This is a genomic window from Vibrio sp. 2-2(8), assembly GCF_963888495.1.
Classification (GTDB): domain Bacteria; phylum Pseudomonadota; class Gammaproteobacteria; order Enterobacterales; family Vibrionaceae; genus Vibrio; species Vibrio anguillarum.
In genome coordinates this window covers 401,011-417,864 of sequence record NZ_CAWPJM010000011.1, presented here as the reverse complement: position 1 = coordinate 417,864, position 16,854 = coordinate 401,011, and the positions used below count along the sequence as shown (strand labels likewise).

General features: G+C 45.7%; 17 protein-coding genes. 10 read left to right on the top strand and 7 right to left on the bottom strand.

The window, feature by feature from the left end:
• The first annotated feature begins 26 nt into the window (after positions 1-26).
• The 5 genes from accA (at position 27) to AACV12_RS04775 (ending at position 4,173) form a co-directional block, all read left to right on the top strand.
• Entirely contained in the window at positions 27-986 is a 960-nt protein-coding gene (gene accA / locus AACV12_RS04795) for an acetyl-CoA carboxylase carboxyl transferase subunit alpha (RefSeq protein ID WP_013856219.1), read from the top strand.
• 132 nt (positions 987-1,118) lie between these two features.
• Positions 1,119-2,429 carry a tRNA lysidine(34) synthetase TilS gene (tilS, locus tag AACV12_RS04790; protein ID WP_170899985.1) on the top strand — a complete coding sequence of 437 codons (1,311 nt, stop codon included), beginning with the start codon at positions 1,119-1,121 and terminating at the stop codon, positions 2,427-2,429.
• 60 nt (positions 2,430-2,489) lie between these two features.
• Positions 2,490-2,801 (top strand): c-type cytochrome, encoded by a 312-nt coding sequence (locus AACV12_RS04785; RefSeq protein WP_026027913.1) that lies wholly within the window; start codon positions 2,490-2,492, stop codon positions 2,799-2,801.
• Between the two features lie 110 nt (positions 2,802-2,911).
• On the top strand, positions 2,912-3,250 hold the full coding sequence (glnB, locus tag AACV12_RS04780; protein ID WP_010320105.1) for a nitrogen regulatory protein P-II: 339 nt from the start codon (positions 2,912-2,914) through the stop codon (positions 3,248-3,250).
• Between the two features lie 80 nt (positions 3,251-3,330).
• Positions 3,331-4,173 (top strand): endonuclease/exonuclease/phosphatase family protein, encoded by an 843-nt coding sequence (locus AACV12_RS04775; protein ID WP_170899984.1) that lies wholly within the window; start codon positions 3,331-3,333, stop codon positions 4,171-4,173.
• A gap of 7 nt (positions 4,174-4,180) precedes the next feature.
• Here the strand turns inward: AACV12_RS04775 and AACV12_RS04770 are convergent, their stop codons facing one another.
• From AACV12_RS04770 to gloB, 3 genes are all read right to left on the bottom strand, one after another.
• Positions 4,181-4,867: a YIP1 family protein gene (locus AACV12_RS04770; RefSeq protein WP_013856224.1), complete on the bottom strand. Its 687-nt coding sequence runs from the start codon at positions 4,865-4,867 to the stop codon at positions 4,181-4,183.
• Positions 4,864-6,435 carry a lytic transglycosylase gene (locus AACV12_RS04765; protein WP_170899983.1) on the bottom strand — a complete coding sequence of 524 codons (1,572 nt, stop codon included), beginning with the start codon at positions 6,433-6,435 and terminating at the stop codon, positions 4,864-4,866. Before AACV12_RS04765 ends, AACV12_RS04770 begins: the two co-directional genes overlap by 4 nt.
• A gap of 72 nt (positions 6,436-6,507) precedes the next feature.
• Positions 6,508-7,266 carry a hydroxyacylglutathione hydrolase gene (gene gloB, locus AACV12_RS04760; RefSeq protein WP_026027910.1) on the bottom strand — a complete coding sequence of 253 codons (759 nt, stop codon included), beginning with the start codon at positions 7,264-7,266 and terminating at the stop codon, positions 6,508-6,510.
• A gap of 36 nt (positions 7,267-7,302) precedes the next feature.
• Between gloB and AACV12_RS04755 the strand changes: the two genes are divergently transcribed.
• On the top strand, positions 7,303-8,067 hold the full coding sequence (locus AACV12_RS04755; RefSeq protein WP_094123764.1) for a methyltransferase domain-containing protein: 765 nt from the start codon (positions 7,303-7,305) through the stop codon (positions 8,065-8,067).
• Here AACV12_RS04755 and rnhA read toward each other — a convergent pair.
• Positions 8,052-8,519, bottom strand: a complete 468-nt coding sequence (gene rnhA / locus AACV12_RS04750) for a ribonuclease HI (RefSeq protein WP_013856228.1) — start codon at positions 8,517-8,519, stop codon at positions 8,052-8,054. The two genes, AACV12_RS04755 and rnhA, sit on opposite strands and share 16 nt — an antisense overlap.
• A 56-nt stretch (positions 8,520-8,575) precedes the next feature.
• Between rnhA and dnaQ the strand changes: the two genes are divergently transcribed.
• The gene (gene dnaQ, locus AACV12_RS04745; protein WP_013856229.1) at positions 8,576-9,319 is read left to right on the top strand and encodes a DNA polymerase III subunit epsilon; all 744 of its coding nucleotides are present in this window, start codon (positions 8,576-8,578) and stop codon (positions 9,317-9,319) included.
• Positions 9,320-9,327: 8 nt separating this feature from the next.
• Positions 9,328-10,578: a TIGR03503 family protein gene (locus tag AACV12_RS04740; RefSeq protein ID WP_026029156.1), complete on the top strand. Its 1,251-nt coding sequence runs from the start codon at positions 9,328-9,330 to the stop codon at positions 10,576-10,578.
• A gap of 93 nt (positions 10,579-10,671) precedes the next feature.
• Here the strand turns inward: AACV12_RS04740 and fadE are convergent, their stop codons facing one another.
• On the bottom strand, positions 10,672-13,116 hold the full coding sequence (gene fadE / locus AACV12_RS04735; protein WP_094129736.1) for an acyl-CoA dehydrogenase FadE: 2,445 nt from the start codon (positions 13,114-13,116) through the stop codon (positions 10,672-10,674).
• A 347-nt stretch (positions 13,117-13,463) separates the two neighbouring features.
• Here fadE and lpcA point away from each other — a divergent pair, with 347 nt between their 5' ends.
• Positions 13,464-14,039: a D-sedoheptulose 7-phosphate isomerase gene (lpcA, locus tag AACV12_RS04730; protein ID WP_010320095.1), complete on the top strand. Its 576-nt coding sequence runs from the start codon at positions 13,464-13,466 to the stop codon at positions 14,037-14,039.
• A 63-nt stretch (positions 14,040-14,102) separates the two neighbouring features.
• The gene (locus AACV12_RS04725; RefSeq protein ID WP_094145424.1) at positions 14,103-14,936 is read left to right on the top strand and encodes a class II glutamine amidotransferase; all 834 of its coding nucleotides are present in this window, start codon (positions 14,103-14,105) and stop codon (positions 14,934-14,936) included.
• A 110-nt stretch (positions 14,937-15,046) separates the two neighbouring features.
• Here the strand turns inward: AACV12_RS04725 and purN are convergent, their stop codons facing one another.
• Positions 15,047-15,688: a phosphoribosylglycinamide formyltransferase gene (purN, locus tag AACV12_RS04720; protein WP_017047307.1), complete on the bottom strand. Its 642-nt coding sequence runs from the start codon at positions 15,686-15,688 to the stop codon at positions 15,047-15,049.
• 3 nt (positions 15,689-15,691) lie between these two features.
• Positions 15,692-16,732: a phosphoribosylformylglycinamidine cyclo-ligase gene (purM, locus tag AACV12_RS04715; protein WP_010320092.1), complete on the bottom strand. Its 1,041-nt coding sequence runs from the start codon at positions 16,730-16,732 to the stop codon at positions 15,692-15,694.
• Between the last annotated feature and the right edge of the window lie 122 nt (positions 16,733-16,854).

The window sequence follows — 16,854 nt, the reverse complement described above, 5'->3', positions numbered from 1 at the left end:
AACGCTGAGTATAAAAGGATCGGTAGATGAGCCTAAATTTTCTAGAATTTGAAAAACCAATTGCTGAACTTGAGGCTAAAATTCAGGCGCTACGCGACGTGTCTCGCCATGGTGGTGATAAGTCCGTTGATCTCGACAAAGAGATCGAACAGCTAGAAAAGAAAAGCTTAGAGCTTAAGAAGAAAATCTTTGGTGATTTAGGGGCATGGCAAGTGGCTCAATTGGCACGCCATCCACAACGCCCTTACACGCTTGATTACATCAACCATGTCTTCACTGAGTTTGACGAGTTGGCTGGTGATCGCGCTTTTGCTGATGACAAAGCGATTGTCGGCGGCATCGCTCGTTTAGAGGGACGTCCGGTGATGGTGATTGGTCACCAAAAAGGACGTGAAACGAGAGAAAAAGTAAGACGTAACTTCGGAATGCCAAAACCAGAAGGTTATCGTAAAGCACTGCGTTTAATGAAAATGGCTGAACGTTTTGGCATGCCTATTATTACCTTCATTGATACCGCAGGTGCTTATCCTGGTGTTGGCGCTGAAGAACGTGGCCAATCTGAAGCGATTGCTACAAACCTAAAAGTGATGTCAGGCTTGAAAGTGCCTGTAATTTGCAATGTTGTTGGTGAAGGTGGCTCTGGTGGTGCTTTGGCGATTGGCGTGGGTGACTACGTGAACATGCTGCAATATTCCACTTATGCGGTAATTTCGCCAGAAGGATGCGCTTCAATCTTGTGGCGAGATTCAGATAAAGCACCGCAAGCGGCTGAAGCGATGGGCTTAGTCGCTCCTCGCTTAAAAGAGCTTGAGCTGATTGATGAAATTATCGAAGAACCATTAGGTGGCGCGCATCGCGATCCAATACAAATGGCCGCCAACATGAAAGCAACACTGCTAAAACAGCTTGCTGATTTAGAGCCGCTGAATGAAGAAGCATTATTGGCTCGTCGTTATCAACGTTTGATGAACTACGGCTACTGCTAAATAGCAGAGCGGACAATAAATAAAAAGGGTTGGATTCTGTCCAGCCCTTTTTTATCAGCCCGATTTCAAGGCTGGTTTGCTTGGCGCGTTTCAAGGTAAACTGGCATCAATTCCTCTTAGCACTGAAAACCCATGTCTGAACTTTATTCGCTATTTTCACACGTTATCAATCGTCATCGCTTAGCAAGCAGCCAATTAGTCTTGGGTTTTAGTGGTGGCATGGACTCGCGGGTGATGCTTGAACTATTGGCGCAATATCGTGACGAAACCTCCTGTGAGTGCTGTGCTGTTTATGTTCATCATGGATTAAGTCAACATGCCGATGAGTGGGCCAAACAGTGCCAGCGCTGGGCCCAACACGCCGCGATCCCTTTTTTTATTGAACGGGTGCAACTCGATACCGCTAGCGGTGAAAGTGTGGAGTCATTGGCGCGTACGGCGCGTTACCAAGTTTTAGCGAAATACATTAACACTGACGATTTGTTGCTAACTGGACAGCATAGCGATGATCAGATCGAGACATTTTTGCTCGCGTTAAAGCGTGGTAGTGGACCCAAAGGACTCTCTTCGATGGCACAAGCGATGCCATTTGGCGCGGGGAAAATCGTCCGTCCTTTGCTTGCGGCGACTCGCGTACAGATCGAAAGCTTTGCCGTAACCCAGAATTTGGATTGGGTCGAGGACGAAAGCAACCAAGACACCCGTTTTGATCGTAATTTTATCCGTCATCACATCACGCCAGTTCTTACGCAGCGCTGGCCGCATATTCACCAAGCGGTTGCTCGTAGTGCGACATTGTGTGCTCAGCAGCAGGTGCTGCTTGAAGAGCTGCTACAAGAGGCAATGCAAGAGGTAAAAATGCCTGATGGTAGTTTATCAATTACCGCGCTTTCTCATCGCAGCGAATTAGCACGCTATCAATTGCTAAGAATGTGGCTTGCTCAATTGGGGGAGCCAATGCCGACTCAAGAACATTTAGCGATGATTTGGCAACAAGTGGCGTCTGCGCGTATTGATGCGAATCCTCGTCTTAAACTAGGGCAAAGTGAGATCCGCCGCTTTGACCAAAAGCTATATTGCATCCAAACTTATCAAGACATTTCAGATTGGCAGGCGATGATTGTGCCCGATCAATCATTAACCTTGCCTGATGGACTAGGTAATCTGAGGTTATCGTCTCATGGTGCTAGCAAGGGAATAGCCTTGCCTGATGATTGCCATCAATTAAGCGTTACGTTTAATCCTGAAGGGCTGGCAGCATGTCCTGTCGGACGAGTGGGAAGTCGAAAGCTAAAAAAATTGTTCCAAGAGCATGGTGTGCCGAGTTGGTTACGACGAAGAACGCCAATATTGATGCATCGGAATCAAGTGGTTGCGATTGCAAATTTATTTGTTGATCGTGACTTCAGTGGGCAAGATTGTGAACTCATCTGGGACAAATGAACGCTTTTCATGCAAAATTCGTATAAAACATACCATGAATATGGACATAAAGGTGGAGCAATGAAAAAAGTCGCGATTGGAATAGTTATGGGTTTTACGTTGTTAGCGGGAAGCGCGTTTGCTGGAGACCCAGCCGCAGGTCAAGCCAAAGCGGCTATCTGCGCGGCGTGTCACGGCGCAGACGGGATTGCCCTTATTCCGGGATATCCAAATCTAAAAGGGCAAAATGAGCAATACCTTATCTCATCAGTTAAAGCCTACAAGAATAAAGAGCGTAATGGTGGTTTAGCCGTCGTAATGCAAGCGCAAGCGGCAATGCTCAGTGATGCCGATATTGAAAACTTAGCGGCCTATTTCGCAAGTCTTAAGTAAATGACAGTGAACGGGTTTCAATCAGCCCAAGCGTTGCTTGGGCTTTTTATTGATTGTTTTTTTTTGCTAGCAGATAATGCCACCAATTGACGAAAGTGTAAGGGATGAACATGAAAAAAATCGAAGCCATTATTAAGCCATTTAAACTTGATGACGTCCGCGAAGCGTTAGCTGAAGTCGGGATCACGGGTATGACTGTTTCTGAAGTAAAAGGATTTGGTCGTCAGAAAGGGCATACTGAATTGTACCGTGGCGCTGAGTACATGGTGGATTTTTTACCTAAAGTGAAGCTTGAAATTGTGGTGACTGACGATGTCGCTGATCGCTGCGTTGACACCATTATTGAGACGGCGCAAACGGGAAAAATTGGTGATGGTAAAATTTTCATTACCAATATTGAACGAGTGGTACGAATTCGTACCGGTGAAGAAGACGAAGACGCTATTTAGCTGTACACCGAGAAGAAGGGAGCCAATGGCTCCTTTTTTGTCTCTTTATTAATGCATCCCTACCAATTTTGTTGAACGTTATGAAAAGAAAATATCTGCTTGTTTTGCCGCTGTTGCTGATTACCGCGGCTGTGGTTAGTTTTTTCTCTATTTTTACTATTCCTTCAACACCGCAATTGTTGACTATTGATGGGAAAAACGCTTCATCTCCACTGATTTGTTACGATAATCCAAACGCTCGCGCAATTGATGTGCGTGGTCAGCTTAATGTACTGGTTTGGAATATCTATAAACAAAATAGAGCAACATGGCAAAGTGAGCTGGATAAATTCAGCCAAGATGCCCAATTGGTGTTGCTACAAGAAGCGAGCATGACCTTGTCATTGAAAGAGTGGATCAGCCAAAAGCAGTGGGGGGGGGCACAAGCGGATGCTTTTCGTGTTTTTGGTGAATCAGCCGGAGTGTTAAATCTTGGCAGGCAGATGCCAGTATTAGCGTGTGCTTACACCGAATTAGAGCCTTGGTTGCGCTTACCCAAATCGGCGATTTACGCCCTGTATCGTTTAAGTGATGGTCAGACTCTGGCGGTTGTAAACCTGCATGCAGTGAACTTTACCTATGGAACGCAAGAGTATACCAATCAGCTGGAAGCGTTACTCGTTCAATTAAAAACACATCAAGGGCCGGTGATTGTCGGTGGCGATTTTAATAGCTGGAGTCAAGCAAGAATGGACACATTAACCGCTGCATTAAATCGTGTGGGTTTAAAGGAAGTGTTGTTCGAACCCGATCACCGTGTTCAGTTTGTGACGGGCTTGGTGCTTGATCATCTTTTTTATCGTGGTTTAACACTGCTCAATGCAAAAGCGCCCGTAACGGACGCTTCTGATCATAACCCACTATTGGCGAGTTTTAGTTTATAACCACTTTCTAACTGATGGCGATGTACAGCGCCCAAATCAGGTAATAGCCAATCCAAGGCAGCGCCGAAATCACCAGAGCTTGGCCGCGTTCAAGCTCTGTCCATGCGCCCACCGCCGCGTAGCCAAGTACGATGTACCAAGGTAAAAGCAGTGGGAAGGAGCTGGCAAATTGAGACCAATCATTAGTCAGTGGCAACTTAATTAGGCCATTTAAACTGTTAAGGTCAGCAGCGTAAGTCATCACGTGGCCATGTTTGAGTAATAAGCTCGCGTAACTGGCGAGATCGCCCAACACGGCTGGGAAAGTGATGACAGCACTTGCGGCAAACCAACGCCAGAAACCGTGCTGATGTTGGCTCTGCTTGGTCGCCAAATTGAACCACAATGCCAACATGAAAATCGTTAGCGTGCGGCCTACCACATCACTGATAATTTCGCTTGCCATCAAGGTGTTGGCATCTAACATTTCAAGCTGAGCGGGGTTGATCATAGCCAACTGCGCCGAGAGCCCAGCTTTTAACCATTCAAGGTTAACCACGTCAAAATAAGCCCCCCAAAATAGAAAGGGACTCAGGATTAAAAAGAGATAAGGTTGCCAACCCCACATGCCGCGTTGATAAAGGGCTAAAAAACAAGACGTGGGGGAACGGAAAATATCCACCAACATGATTAACGGGTTACTGGAAGGATTCATACACTGACCTTAGTGACATCGACGTAGAGCTTGAGTTTTTGACCCGGCTTTAAGTACTTTTGGTTTGCAAGCTCGTTCCATTTTACAATGTCGAGGCTTTTGACTTTAAACTTATTAGCGATGGCGCTGAGTGTATCGCCGCTACGCACTTGATAAAAGACGGTGCGAATGATGGCACCCTCACTGCTATTTTTCCAAATGACCAGTTTTTGGCCAATCTTCAACGTGTCTCTTGGCCCCATACCGTTCCATTTTGCTAAGGACTGATGGGAAACATTGTGCTGTTTGGCAATGCTCCATAAGCTATCACCTTTGGCTACCGTATGAGACAGCTTATACTGACCACGGGCCATCGCTTGCGTTTTTGCCAAGCGGTTACTGGCACTGAGTGCGTATGCTTTTTCGTCTTTTACGGATGTTGGGATCATTAAATACTGCCCAACGCGAATGACGTTGTCATTGAGATTGTTGGCCGTCTGAATCACTTTGCTGGTGGTATTGTGCTGTTGAGCAATCACACTCAAGCTATCGCCGGATTTTACCTTGTAGCGTACTAACTTCATCCCCTTACCGCGATTCTCTTCAACTTTCTGAGCAAAGCGTTCCACTTTATCTACTGGGATAAGCAGTTGATGAGGTCCCGTCGGCGAGGTCGCCCATTGATTGTAAGCTGGGTTGTAACTTTGCAACTCTTTCACGCTCATTCCGGCGTAATTGGCGGCAATGGCAAGATCAAGCTGTTCTTGAGGGTCGACTAACGTTAACACTGGTTTGTTAGCGATTGCTGGGATTTCAATGCCATATTTTTCTTGATTGGCAACAATATCGGCCAGTGCGAGTAATTTAGGGACGTAGCCTGTGGTTTCATCGGGTAAGTCGAGTGAGAAAAAGTCGGTTGGTTTACCAGCCTTGTGATTTTTACGAATCGCGCTAGAGATCCGCCCACCACCGCTGTTATAGGCGGCAATCGCATGGCTCCAATCACCATCAAAACGCTTATTTAATGCAGTGAGATAATCCAAAGCCGCATCGGTGGCGGCGTCTACATCTCGTCTTCCGTCATACCAAAAATTTTGCTCTAGGCCATACATCTCTCCCGTACTCGGCACAAATTGCCACAGCCCCGCAGCGCTACCGTGTGAGTAGGCAAAGGCATCAAACGAGCTTTCAACAATAGGTAAGAGTGCTAACTCAAGTGGTAAGCCGCGCTGCTCAATTTTCTCAGTGATAAGGTAAAGAAATGGCTTTGCTCGCTCGGCAACAGTTTGTAGGTGATTAGGGTGTTTAAGATACCAAGTTCGATAATAATTCACTGATTTATGATCTGGGATATCCATCGACAACTGCATTGCGATGCGCTGCCATACGTCCGCTTGCTCTTGTGGCGTGATCACTTTCGGCGTTGTGTTTTTTGCAGATGACGACTTTTGTTTAGCCATCTCTTTTTGTGTCTGAATCTGAGGGCTATTTGCCTCTTTGGCATTTGGCGCTGTTGTTTGGTCTGTTGGCTGAGTGATTTGGCACCCCGCTAACAAGAGCACCATCACCCAGCTAAATTGAAATCGCATCTATCTCAGCCCTTTGACTTAATGGCTGCTGATAATACTTGGCACTTTATTGCTATGACAAGCAGCAAATCGTCAAAATTCGTTCTTCCACTCACGTAACGCGGTAAAAATTGATAGAGGATCAGTTTGTTGAGTACGATTCGCGACGGATTTCATCACACTCTCTTGCTGGGTCCGCAAAAATGGATTGATCCATTTTTCTTGGCGGATCGTGGTCGGTAATGTCGATTTCTGCTGGGCTCGGAGCCGGTTGACGGTATCTCGATACTGTTGAAGTTGGTCATTATCGGGCTCAACGGCTAAAGCAAATGCGACGTTACTTGCGGTATATTCGTGCGCGCAATAGACCTCAGTCTCTTCTGGCAATGCGGCAAGTTTACACAGTGACGTAAACATTTGCTCCATTGTGCCCTCAAAAACACGGCCACACCCTGCGGAGAACAGTACATCGCCACAAAACAGTTTATTGTCACCGACATAGCCAATGTGACCTTTTGTGTGTCCTGCGAGATCAAGCACCATAAAGATTTCATCGAATAGTTCTAGCTGATCGCCAGCTTCAACCGCGTGCGTTAAGGTAGGAATAGGTTCATGAGCGGGACCAACAACGTTAATGCTGGGAAACTGGCGAACCAGTTCTGCAACACCACCAATGTGATCATGGTGATGGTGGGTAATTAATATTGCTTCGAGCGTTAATTGATGCTTCGAGAGGTACTCAAGCACTGGTGCTGCATCACCGGGATCGACCACAGCACAACGCTGATCGCTATTTTGGATCAGCCAGATGTAATTATCATTAAATGCGGGTATGCTTTTGATCTGTAACATGAGTATCTCCAATCACCGAGGTGAAATAGGTTATCGATGAAGCCAGCGCGTAGCGAAAAAAAATTAGATAAGCCTCATTCTTGGTCCCAACTTAAAAATGGCCAGTGGGTTAGTGATTCTATTCAGACTCGGCTTGATGAATGGTGCTCTAAATTATTTGGCTATCATATGCTTAAGCTCGGTGGTTTGAGTTGTGAGCTTGCCAGTTGCAACTGCAATATTCAACACCAAGTTCATCTTGATATTGAAAACCCACTCCATACGGTGATTGCCGATAGCTACGAACTGCCTTTTCTCGAAAAGAGTTTTGATGTGGCTATTTTAGCGCACCAACTGGATTATTGTGGCGATCCGCACCGTATCTTACGCGAAGTTGATCGCGTGATGATGGATGATGGCTACATCATTATTACGGGGTTTAATCCAATCAGTTTTACGGGGATCGCAAGTTTGATGCCTTGGCGAAAACATAACTTACCTTGGAGCGGTCGTATGTTTACCGCTAACCGAATTAAGGACTGGCTGAGTGTCTTGAACTATCAAGTGATTGACTGTGACCAATATGCCCTTTTTCCGATGCAAAAATATCAACCCATGTGGGCGTGGTTGGAAAATGGTATTGGCGACTGGGCCGCTCCATTTGGTAGCCTGTATTTCATCGTAGCGCGCAAACGTACTTATCCCTTGAAACCGATTAAACCTCATTGGCGTTTTAAACGGCGTCTTTCGCCAGTTAGCCTGAACTACCGTTTATCAACTCAGAACCAAGATAAGGCCTGTTACCCTTATTCGGATGCTTGATACCCAATATCGTCTTCGGTTGGATTTTCTGCTGCATTGCGTGCTAATTCATCGCACATTTCATTTTCACGATGACCCGCATGGCCTTTCACCCAGCGCCAGTCAATAGTATGGCGGGCGCTTTCTTTATCGAGTGCTTGCCATAAATCGGCATTCTTCACTGGTTTTTTATCCGATGTTTTCCAACCGCGTTTTTTCCAGTTGTGGATCCACTGAGTAATACCTTGACGAACGTATTGGCTGTCTGTGGTGAGAATAACATTACATGGCTCTTTCAGTGTTTGCAGTGCAACCACTGCCGCTAACATTTCCATTCGGTTGTTAGTGGTGAGTCGGTAGCCTTTGGCTAACGTTTTTTCGGTTTCTTTGTAACGAAGGACAACCCCATAACCACCCGGGCCAGGATTACCTAAGCAAGATCCATCAGTGAAAATTTCCACCTGTTTTGTCATGATTTGATACTATTAGGTTACGCACATTATTGGCATAGTCTGACATACATATCCTTATGAATACTAGCAGCAATTCCCAATCCCAACGTATCGTCGTTCTCGATACGGAAACCACGGGTATGAACCGTGAAGGCGGCCCTCACTATGAAGGACACCGCATTGTTGAAATCGGTGCCGTTGAAATTATCAACCGCAAGCTGACAGGCCGCCACTTCCATGTCTACCTGAAACCCGATCGTGAGATTCAGTTAGAAGCGATCGAAATCCACGGTATTACCGATGAGTTTTTGATGGACAAACCGCAATATCGCGATGTGCATCAAGAGTTTTTAGATTTCATCAAGGGGGCTGAGCTGGTGGCGCACAACGCTCCCTTCGACGTCGGTTTTATGGATTACGAGTTTCGCAAGCTCGACGCTAAAATCGGTAAGACGGAGCAGTATTGCAAAGTGACCGATACGCTTGCTATGGCAAAGCGTATTTTCCCCGGCAAACGCAACAATTTGGATATACTTTGTGATCGTTATGGTATCGATAACTCACATCGTACCTTGCACGGTGCATTGCTCGATGCGGAGATATTAGCGGACGTTTATCTGCTGATGACTGGCGGGCAAACCTCGTTACAGTTCAGTGCCGGAACGCGCAGTGATGGCAGTGTGGGAGGAGAGTCAATAAAACGAGCTGTCGCAGGTCGGAAAAAGCTAAAGGTTTTGCAGGCTTGTGCCGATGAATTACAAGCACACCAAGAAAGATTGGATCTAGTCGAAAAGAGCGGAAGCTGCCTTTGGCGTCAGTAGGAGAAAATATGTTGAGGATAATGGCAGCAGTGATTGCGCTGATGTGGAGTACAGGCGTTTTTGCGGTGAATTCCTCCTCGATGTCGCTGCTCGACAATCGTTTCCGTGTGGATCCAACCATTTCACAAATTACTTTTGTTGTGTATCGCGAAAAGTCATCCCAACCCGTGGTGCTTGTGCGGCCTGATGGTAAGAAATATTACGCTTGGCAACATAGCGATAATGTGCGTTGGTATCAAGAACCCACAATGGATATTATTTCAATTGATAAGCCAATGCCTGGCCCTTGGCAGGCCATAGGCAAGGTTTCCTCACAAAATAGCATCAAGCTTATTTCTCATCTGCAACTTGATACTGATCTGTTTCCTACGCGCTTATACCTTGGTGAAGTGATAAAATTTACCGCGCGATTAACCTCCGACGGTAAGCCTTTATTGTTGAGAGACTTTCTCGATAGAGTCAACTTAAAAGTAACCTTTACTAAATACGTTGAAAATGAAGAAGATCTGATTAAAGAAGCGCGTCCATTACCGGAAGTGATTGGTGAATTTGCCGATGATGGACGTGGTTTAGATGAACAGCCAGGTGATGGCATTTTTACTGTAGCGCTGCCTATCACTCCAATGCCGGGTAAGTATCGCGTTAGGATCACCTCTGGCAACGGCGTGTTTTTACGCGCCCAAGAGCAAGAGGTGCTGGTTTACCCAGCTCCAGTCTCAACCACCTTTATCCAATCTCGTGTTGATGGTGCGCCACATCAAATTGTTTTTTCGGGTGAGCAAGGAATGATAGCCCCAGGCTCCATCGTTGCTCATGTCGAACATGCGAATATTTATGATGATATCTTTATTACTGAGGGGCAGTCAGAAAAAGAGGCGCTAAAGTTAAGTTTAGAAATTCCATACAATGGAGACAACGGTAACTATCGTTGGTCTGGAAAGTTGTATGCGACAGAGCTTGCCAGCCAGCGTCCACTTTACTTCCCGCTTGCTGAGCATACTTACAGCGTGGTTGATGATGTCAACATTGAGGAGACTCGCCGCTTACAGATTGAAGAAGAAATCCAGCAGCGTAAGCTTGAACAAGAGCAGTTGATTATTCAGATGAGAGAGGAAGCAACGAGCCGCAGTATTATGTTCATCGTGATTGGTAATATTGGTGCGATATTGATTGGGCTTTTGGCGTGGTTTGTGATGCGTAAGATTAAAGCGAAAAAGGCGTTGCAACCCGAATTACAGTTGAATATGCCGAAGAAATAACAAGGGATGTTGCCGAGTTGGCAACCTCTTGATTCTGTATTCCAGTCATAAAAAAGGGCGTTTAAAACGCCCTTTGACATTCAATAGATTGACTTACGCAACATCATTCATTGCCGGATATTGAGGCTTTGCGGCCAGTTCCTGTGGCGCAAAATCATCGACATTAATGGTATACAAACGATGAGCCTCAGCTTCCGTTAATAGCTGTGCTTCTTGTTCGGTTAGAATTTTTTGTTGTAAGCCAATGGCAGCCACTTCATCTAAACGCAAAAATGGACGGCGTTGATTGGTGACGCTGCACACTTTATCGAACAAAGGCTCTGCACGTAAAATGATGTCCAGTGCTTGTTCAATCTTACCCGCCGCATTATGCGCCGTTGGGGCGAGATATTGGTTGCGACCAATGCGTGAACGAGTTTCACTCGGTGTTTGCAGGATCTGCGCAACTTGGCTATCTAATTTATCGCTAGGTGCTTTGCGTACTCGACCAATCGGCATCAACAATATACGAAGTACCTTACCAATCGCTTTATTCGGGAAGTTGGCTAAGAATTCATCAATGGCGACTTCCGTCTGCTTCAAACTGTCTTGTAGACCCCAATGAACCAAAGGAAGATCCTCCACGGGACGACCATCATTTTCAAAACGCTTAAGTGTGGCAGAACTGAGGTAGAGTTGGCTCAAAATATCGCCAAGGCGTGCTGACAAACGCTCTTTACGTTTGAGAGAGCCTCCCAATACAGCCATCGAAATATCAGAAAGCAGTGCTAAGTTAGCGCTGTAACGGTTTAGTTGTTGATAGTAGCGTTTGGTTGCATCATTAGTCGGTGCAGATGAACCAAAACCATCGGTAACACCAAACCAAATACTGCGCACAAGATTACTCATGGTGAAGCTGACGTGACCTGCAAGAGCGGCGTCAAATTTCTCAACGGCATCAGAATCTTGTGAATAAGCGGCGTTCATTTCTTCTAAAACATAAGGATGACAACGGATAGCGCCTTGACCAAAGATGATCATTGAGCGAGTCAGAATATTGGCCCCTTCGACGGTTACGGCAATCGGTGCACCTTGGTAGCTGCGAGCTAAAAAGTTAGCAGGACCAATACAAATGCCTTTCCCGCCCACGATATCCATTGCATCAATAATGCTGCGTTGACCACGGTGGGTACAGTGGTATTTGACTATAGCGGAAATGACCGAGGGTTTTTCGCCCAGATCAATACCAGCTACGGTTAAATTGCTCGCCGCATCCATCACATAAGCGTTACCACCTAAACGTGCTAATGGCTCTTCGACACCTTCCATATGGCCAATTGGTTGCTTAAATTGACGACGAATCCGAGCGTAAGCTCCTGTTGCTAGCGCCGCAGTTTTAATTCCGCCCGTCGAGTTAGAAGGTAACGTAATGCCACGTCCAACCGATAAACACTCTACAAGCATACGCCAGCCTTGTCCTGCCATGCTTGGTCCGCCAATAATGAAATCAAGCGGCACAAATAAGTCGTTAGCACGTGTCGGACCATTTTGGAATGGAACGTTCAATGGCATGTGGCGATTGCCAATTTCAACTCCTTTTAAGTGGGTTGGGATGAGCGCACAAGTGATGCCAAGCTCTGTTTTATCCCCAAGTAAGCCGTCAGGATCGCGCAGTTTGAATGCTAGGCCTAATACGGTTGCAACCGGGGCGAGCGTGATGTAGCGCTTGTTCCACGTTAGGCGCATCCCTAACACTTCTTTTCCTTCCCATTTCCCTTTACATACCACGCCAAAATCAGGAATTGAACCTGCATCGGAACCCGCTTCTGGGCTGGTTAATGCAAAGCAGGGAATCTCTTTACCTTCCGCTAAACGTGGCAGGTAATGGTTTTTCTGATCTTCAGTACCATAATGTTGTAAAAGTTCGCCCGGGCCTAAAGAGTTCGGTACACCAACGGTGGATGAAAGCACTCCAGATACACCCGTTAGCTTTTGTAGCACAATGGATTGTGCATAAGCTGAAAACTCCAAGCCGCCGTATTGTTTTTTAATGATCATGGCGAAGAATTTATGATCTTTTAAATATTGCCAAACCTCAGGAGGTAAGTCGGCTAATTCATGCGTAACTTGATAATCGCTAACCATGGCACACACTTCGTTGACTGGTCCATCAATAAAGGCTTGCTCTTGTGCACTTAATGTCGGCGCTGCAATTTTGTGTAGTTTGTTCCAGTTCGGTTTGCCTTTAAACAGTTCAGCTTCCCACCAAACGGTTCCTGCATCTAATGCCTCTTTTTCGGTTTGTGACATTGCTGGCAGCACTTTTTTGAACAGTGTTAATGCTTTTTCGCTAATCACGCTTTGACGGATAGAGGGAACGGCTAATAAAGCGATAGCCGCTAAATATAGCAACCATCCAATCACCCCGGTGTAATCCAGCAGGGTAAGAACCACCATGGTTACCGTTAGCGCAACTAATGCGCTAAAAAGTGACATTCGGTGGTAGAGGCACACACCGAACACGGTGAGAAAACCAAGTATAGAGAGCAAGATGTCCATAATTTCATTCCTTTGAGACTGTATTCACGCCATTGCGGCTGATTTTTCTCAGTGCATTGGAAAGTGTTGTTAGTCGTCTCGTTTGCGTAAGTGGTCTAACCAGTGCTAAGTGTAATCAAATTATTAACGAAATGTAAAACCTTGTATTGTTCAAAAAGTGATCCATGTAGGGCAAAACCTCAAAATAAACAACTCATAGAGGGCTTTTGGGAGTGGGAAGCGGGAGAAAACAACAATTCTTGAAGTCGAACTATCGACAGAAAGGATGGTTTGGGTAAACTCAAGCCTGTTACTGGCTCTTGATTGATGGAGCCTATCGGTAAACAGATTAAAAAGAGAATATATCTATGTACCAGGATTTAATTAAAAGTGAATTGACCGAAGCGGCTGACGTGCTAAACAAATTTCTTAATGATGAGCATAACATCGCTCAAATTGAGGCCGCCGCAAAACTGATTGCCGACTCATTTAAGCAAGGCGGAAAAGTGCTCTCTTGCGGTAATGGCGGTTCCCACTGTGATGCAATGCACTTTGCTGAAGAGCTAACGGGGCGCTATCGCGAGAATCGTCCGGGTTATCCTGGTATTGCTATTTCAGATCCAAGCCACTTGTCTTGCGTTAGCAATGATTTTGGTTACGATTTTGTATTCTCTCGCTATGTGGAAGCGGTGGGTTCAAAAGGCGATGTCCTGTTTGGCCTATCGACTTCTGGTAATTCAGGGAACATTTTGAAAGCGATTGAAGCGGCCCAAGCCAAAGGGATGAAGACCATTGCACTGACCGGTAAAGATGGTGGGAAAATGGCAGGTTTAGCGGATATCGAGATTCGTGTCCCGCACTTCGGCTACGCGGATCGTATCCAAGAAATCCATATCAAGATCATCCACATCGTTATCCAACTGATTGAAAAAGAGATGGCGTAAGAAGTTCAACACCGTTCTTTTCTTTTAATGTGTTTGTGGTTGCAAAAGGGAGTGCATTAAACCATGTGTGAATTGCTCGGTATGAGTGCCAATGTGCCGACTGATATTTGCTTTAGTTTTACTGGGTTGATTCAGCGTGGCGGCAACACGGGGCCGCATCGTGATGGTTGGGGAATCACTTTCTATGAAGGGAAGGGGTTTCGTACCTTTAAAGATCCTAACCCTAGCTTTCAGTCAAAAATTGCAGAGCTTGTGCAGAGTTACCCTATAAAAAGTCGGGCAGTGGTTAGCCATATTCGTCAAGCAAATCGGGGTGGGGTGAATTTGGAAAATACTCACCCATTCACTCGAGAATTGTGGGGGAGATATTGGACGTTCGCTCACAATGGACAATTGGCGGATCACCAGCAGCTAGAAACTGGGCGCTATCGCCCTGTTGGTGAAACCGATAGCGAGCAAGCTTTCTGTTGGTTGTTAAAGCAGTTAGAAGCGCGTTATCCTGAACCGCCTCAAGATATGCTCAGTATGTTTCAATTCGTTGCGAAGTGTTGCGATCAACTTAAGCTGCAAGGTGTGTTTAATATGCTACTTTCTGATGGTGAGTTTGTGGTGACCTATTGCACGAATCATCTGTACTGGATTACTCGACGAGCTCCCTTTGGGAAAGCAAGTTTACTTGATGAAGATGTCGAGATTAACTTCCAAGAAGAAACAACGCCTGATGATGTTGTGTCAGTGATTGCGACTCAGCCACTGACGGGAAATGAAACTTGGCAACGAATGAAGCCAGGCGAATATGCGATTTTCCATTATGGCGAATACGTTGATGGCAATGCGCAGTCCTTAGCTGACATTCCGTTTGCCGCGGCAAAGCCAGGCTGCCAAGCACCCATTTAAGTTTTTTATTCTTAAGCTTGTCTATTTACTGCTGTTTGAATTGTATTTGAGATGACAATAAAAAAGGTTGCTGTTGAGGCAACCTTTTTCGCACTATTTAGAGATACGATTTATTCATCGAAAGCATAACCATGCATGCCAAGTAATTGTCCATCTAAATAGGCTTTACCTTCACGCATTTCCAAGCGTCCTTCAACGAACCATTGTGCCACTAGTGGGTAAATTCGATACTCTTGAGCTTGGACACGTTGAGTCAAAATCTCAACGGTATCTTCATCAAAAATAGGCACTTTTGCTTGTAGAATGACTGGGCCACCATCAAGTTGTTCAGTCACAAAATGCACACTGGTACCATGCTCTTCATCACCTGCGTGAATCGCGCGTTGGTAGGTATTCAACCCAGGATATTTAGGAAGTAAAGAAGGATGAATATTGAGCATCCGTCCTAAATAGTGACGCACAAACTCACCACTCAGAATACGCATGTAGCCAGCAAGAATGATTAAGTCAGGCGCGTATTGGTCAATTTTCTCCATCAATACCGCATCAAACGCATCTCGCGTGTCAAAGGCATTTGGGTCAATATGCACCGCCGCCGCACCTGCTTTTTTAGCTCGTTCTAAGCCATAAGCAGTTGCTTTGTTTGAAAAAACAGCCGTTACTTTGCCATCTTTAATTTTCGTTTCACACGCATCAAGGATAGCCTGTAAGTTGGTGCCATTTCCTGAAACTAAAACAACAATACTTTTCATCAGTTATTTGATCTCTACTTGCTCTTCATCGAGTTGAGCTTCAGCAATATGACCGATAACCCACGCATTTTCGCCTTCCGCTTGCAGTAATTGAACCGCCGCTTGTGCTTGATCCATTGGAAGCGCAACAATCAGTCCGACACCACAGTTAAATGTGCGGTACATTTCGTGAGTGGTTACATTCCCTTTTTCTTGCAGCCATTGGAAAATAATTGGCCATTCCCAGCTATTGCCGTCAATCACCGCTTTCGTCCCTTGTGGAAGAACGCGAGGAATGTTTTCCCAGAAACCACCGCCAGTAATGTGTGAAATGGCGTGAATATCGTGCTCGGCGATCATCTTAAGCGCTGATTTGATGTAAATCTTGGTTGGTGTCAGTAAGTGCTCACCAATCGTTTTGCCGGCCAAGTCTTCATTTTTGTCGGCACCTGATACTTCGAGGATCTTGCGAACTAATGAATAGCCGTTTGAGTGAGGGCCGCTAGAGCCAACCGCAATCAGAGCATCACCTGCTGCTACTTTTGAGCCATCGATGATCTCTTCTTTTTCAACCACACCGACACAAAAGCCAGCGACATCGTAATCTTCACCTTCGTACATACCCGGCATTTCAGCGGTTTCACCACCGATCAAAGCGCAACCTGCTTGCACACAACCATCGGCAATACCCGACACCACATCAGCAGCTGTATCTACATCCAATTTGCCCGTGGCATAGTAGTCCAAAAAGAAAAGCGGTTCAGCACCTTGAACAATCAAATCGTTAACACACATTGCAACCAAGTCAATGCCAATGGTGTCGTGCTTATTCATATCCAATGCGAGGCGAAGTTTTGTGCCAACTCCATCGGTGCCAGAGACTAAAACAGGATGTTTATATTTGGTTGGTAGCTCGCAAAGCGCGCCAAAACCACCAATGCCACCCATAACTTCAGGGCGACGAGTGCGTTTGACGGCGCCTTTAATTCGTTCAACAAGTGCATTGCCTGCATCAATATCTACGCCAGCATCTTTGTAACTAAGAGAAGTGTTATTACCGCTCACGGGGAAGTCCTCGGTCATAAGTTGGATATGAAAACGGCGCTATTCTAACAGGGCTTAAAACAAAAAGGAAAACGTTTGCGTCAGTTTTTTTGTTTATAATTGGCACTGAAATTAGCATAAAA

Coding starts and splice junctions, on each gene's coding strand:
- accA (WP_013856219.1), top strand. CDS start 27: ATGAGCCTAAATTTTCTAGAATTTGAAAAACCAATTGCTGAACTTGAG.
- tilS (WP_170899985.1), top strand. CDS start 1,119: ATGTCTGAACTTTATTCGCTATTTTCACACGTTATCAATCGTCATCGC.
- AACV12_RS04785 (WP_026027913.1), top strand. CDS start 2,490: ATGAAAAAAGTCGCGATTGGAATAGTTATGGGTTTTACGTTGTTAGCG.
- glnB (WP_010320105.1), top strand. CDS start 2,912: ATGAAAAAAATCGAAGCCATTATTAAGCCATTTAAACTTGATGACGTC.
- AACV12_RS04775 (WP_170899984.1), top strand. CDS start 3,331: ATGAAAAGAAAATATCTGCTTGTTTTGCCGCTGTTGCTGATTACCGCG.
- AACV12_RS04770 (WP_013856224.1), bottom strand. CDS start 4,867: ATGAATCCTTCCAGTAACCCGTTAATCATGTTGGTGGATATTTTCCGT.
- AACV12_RS04765 (WP_170899983.1), bottom strand. CDS start 6,435: ATGCGATTTCAATTTAGCTGGGTGATGGTGCTCTTGTTAGCGGGGTGC.
- gloB (WP_026027910.1), bottom strand. CDS start 7,266: ATGTTACAGATCAAAAGCATACCCGCATTTAATGATAATTACATCTGG.
- AACV12_RS04755 (WP_094123764.1), top strand. CDS start 7,303: ATGAAGCCAGCGCGTAGCGAAAAAAAATTAGATAAGCCTCATTCTTGG.
- rnhA (WP_013856228.1), bottom strand. CDS start 8,519: ATGACAAAACAGGTGGAAATTTTCACTGATGGATCTTGCTTAGGTAAT.
- dnaQ (WP_013856229.1), top strand. CDS start 8,576: ATGAATACTAGCAGCAATTCCCAATCCCAACGTATCGTCGTTCTCGAT.
- AACV12_RS04740 (WP_026029156.1), top strand. CDS start 9,328: ATGTTGAGGATAATGGCAGCAGTGATTGCGCTGATGTGGAGTACAGGC.
- fadE (WP_094129736.1), bottom strand. CDS start 13,116: ATGGACATCTTGCTCTCTATACTTGGTTTTCTCACCGTGTTCGGTGTG.
- lpcA (WP_010320095.1), top strand. CDS start 13,464: ATGTACCAGGATTTAATTAAAAGTGAATTGACCGAAGCGGCTGACGTG.
- AACV12_RS04725 (WP_094145424.1), top strand. CDS start 14,103: ATGTGTGAATTGCTCGGTATGAGTGCCAATGTGCCGACTGATATTTGC.
- purN (WP_017047307.1), bottom strand. CDS start 15,688: ATGAAAAGTATTGTTGTTTTAGTTTCAGGAAATGGCACCAACTTACAG.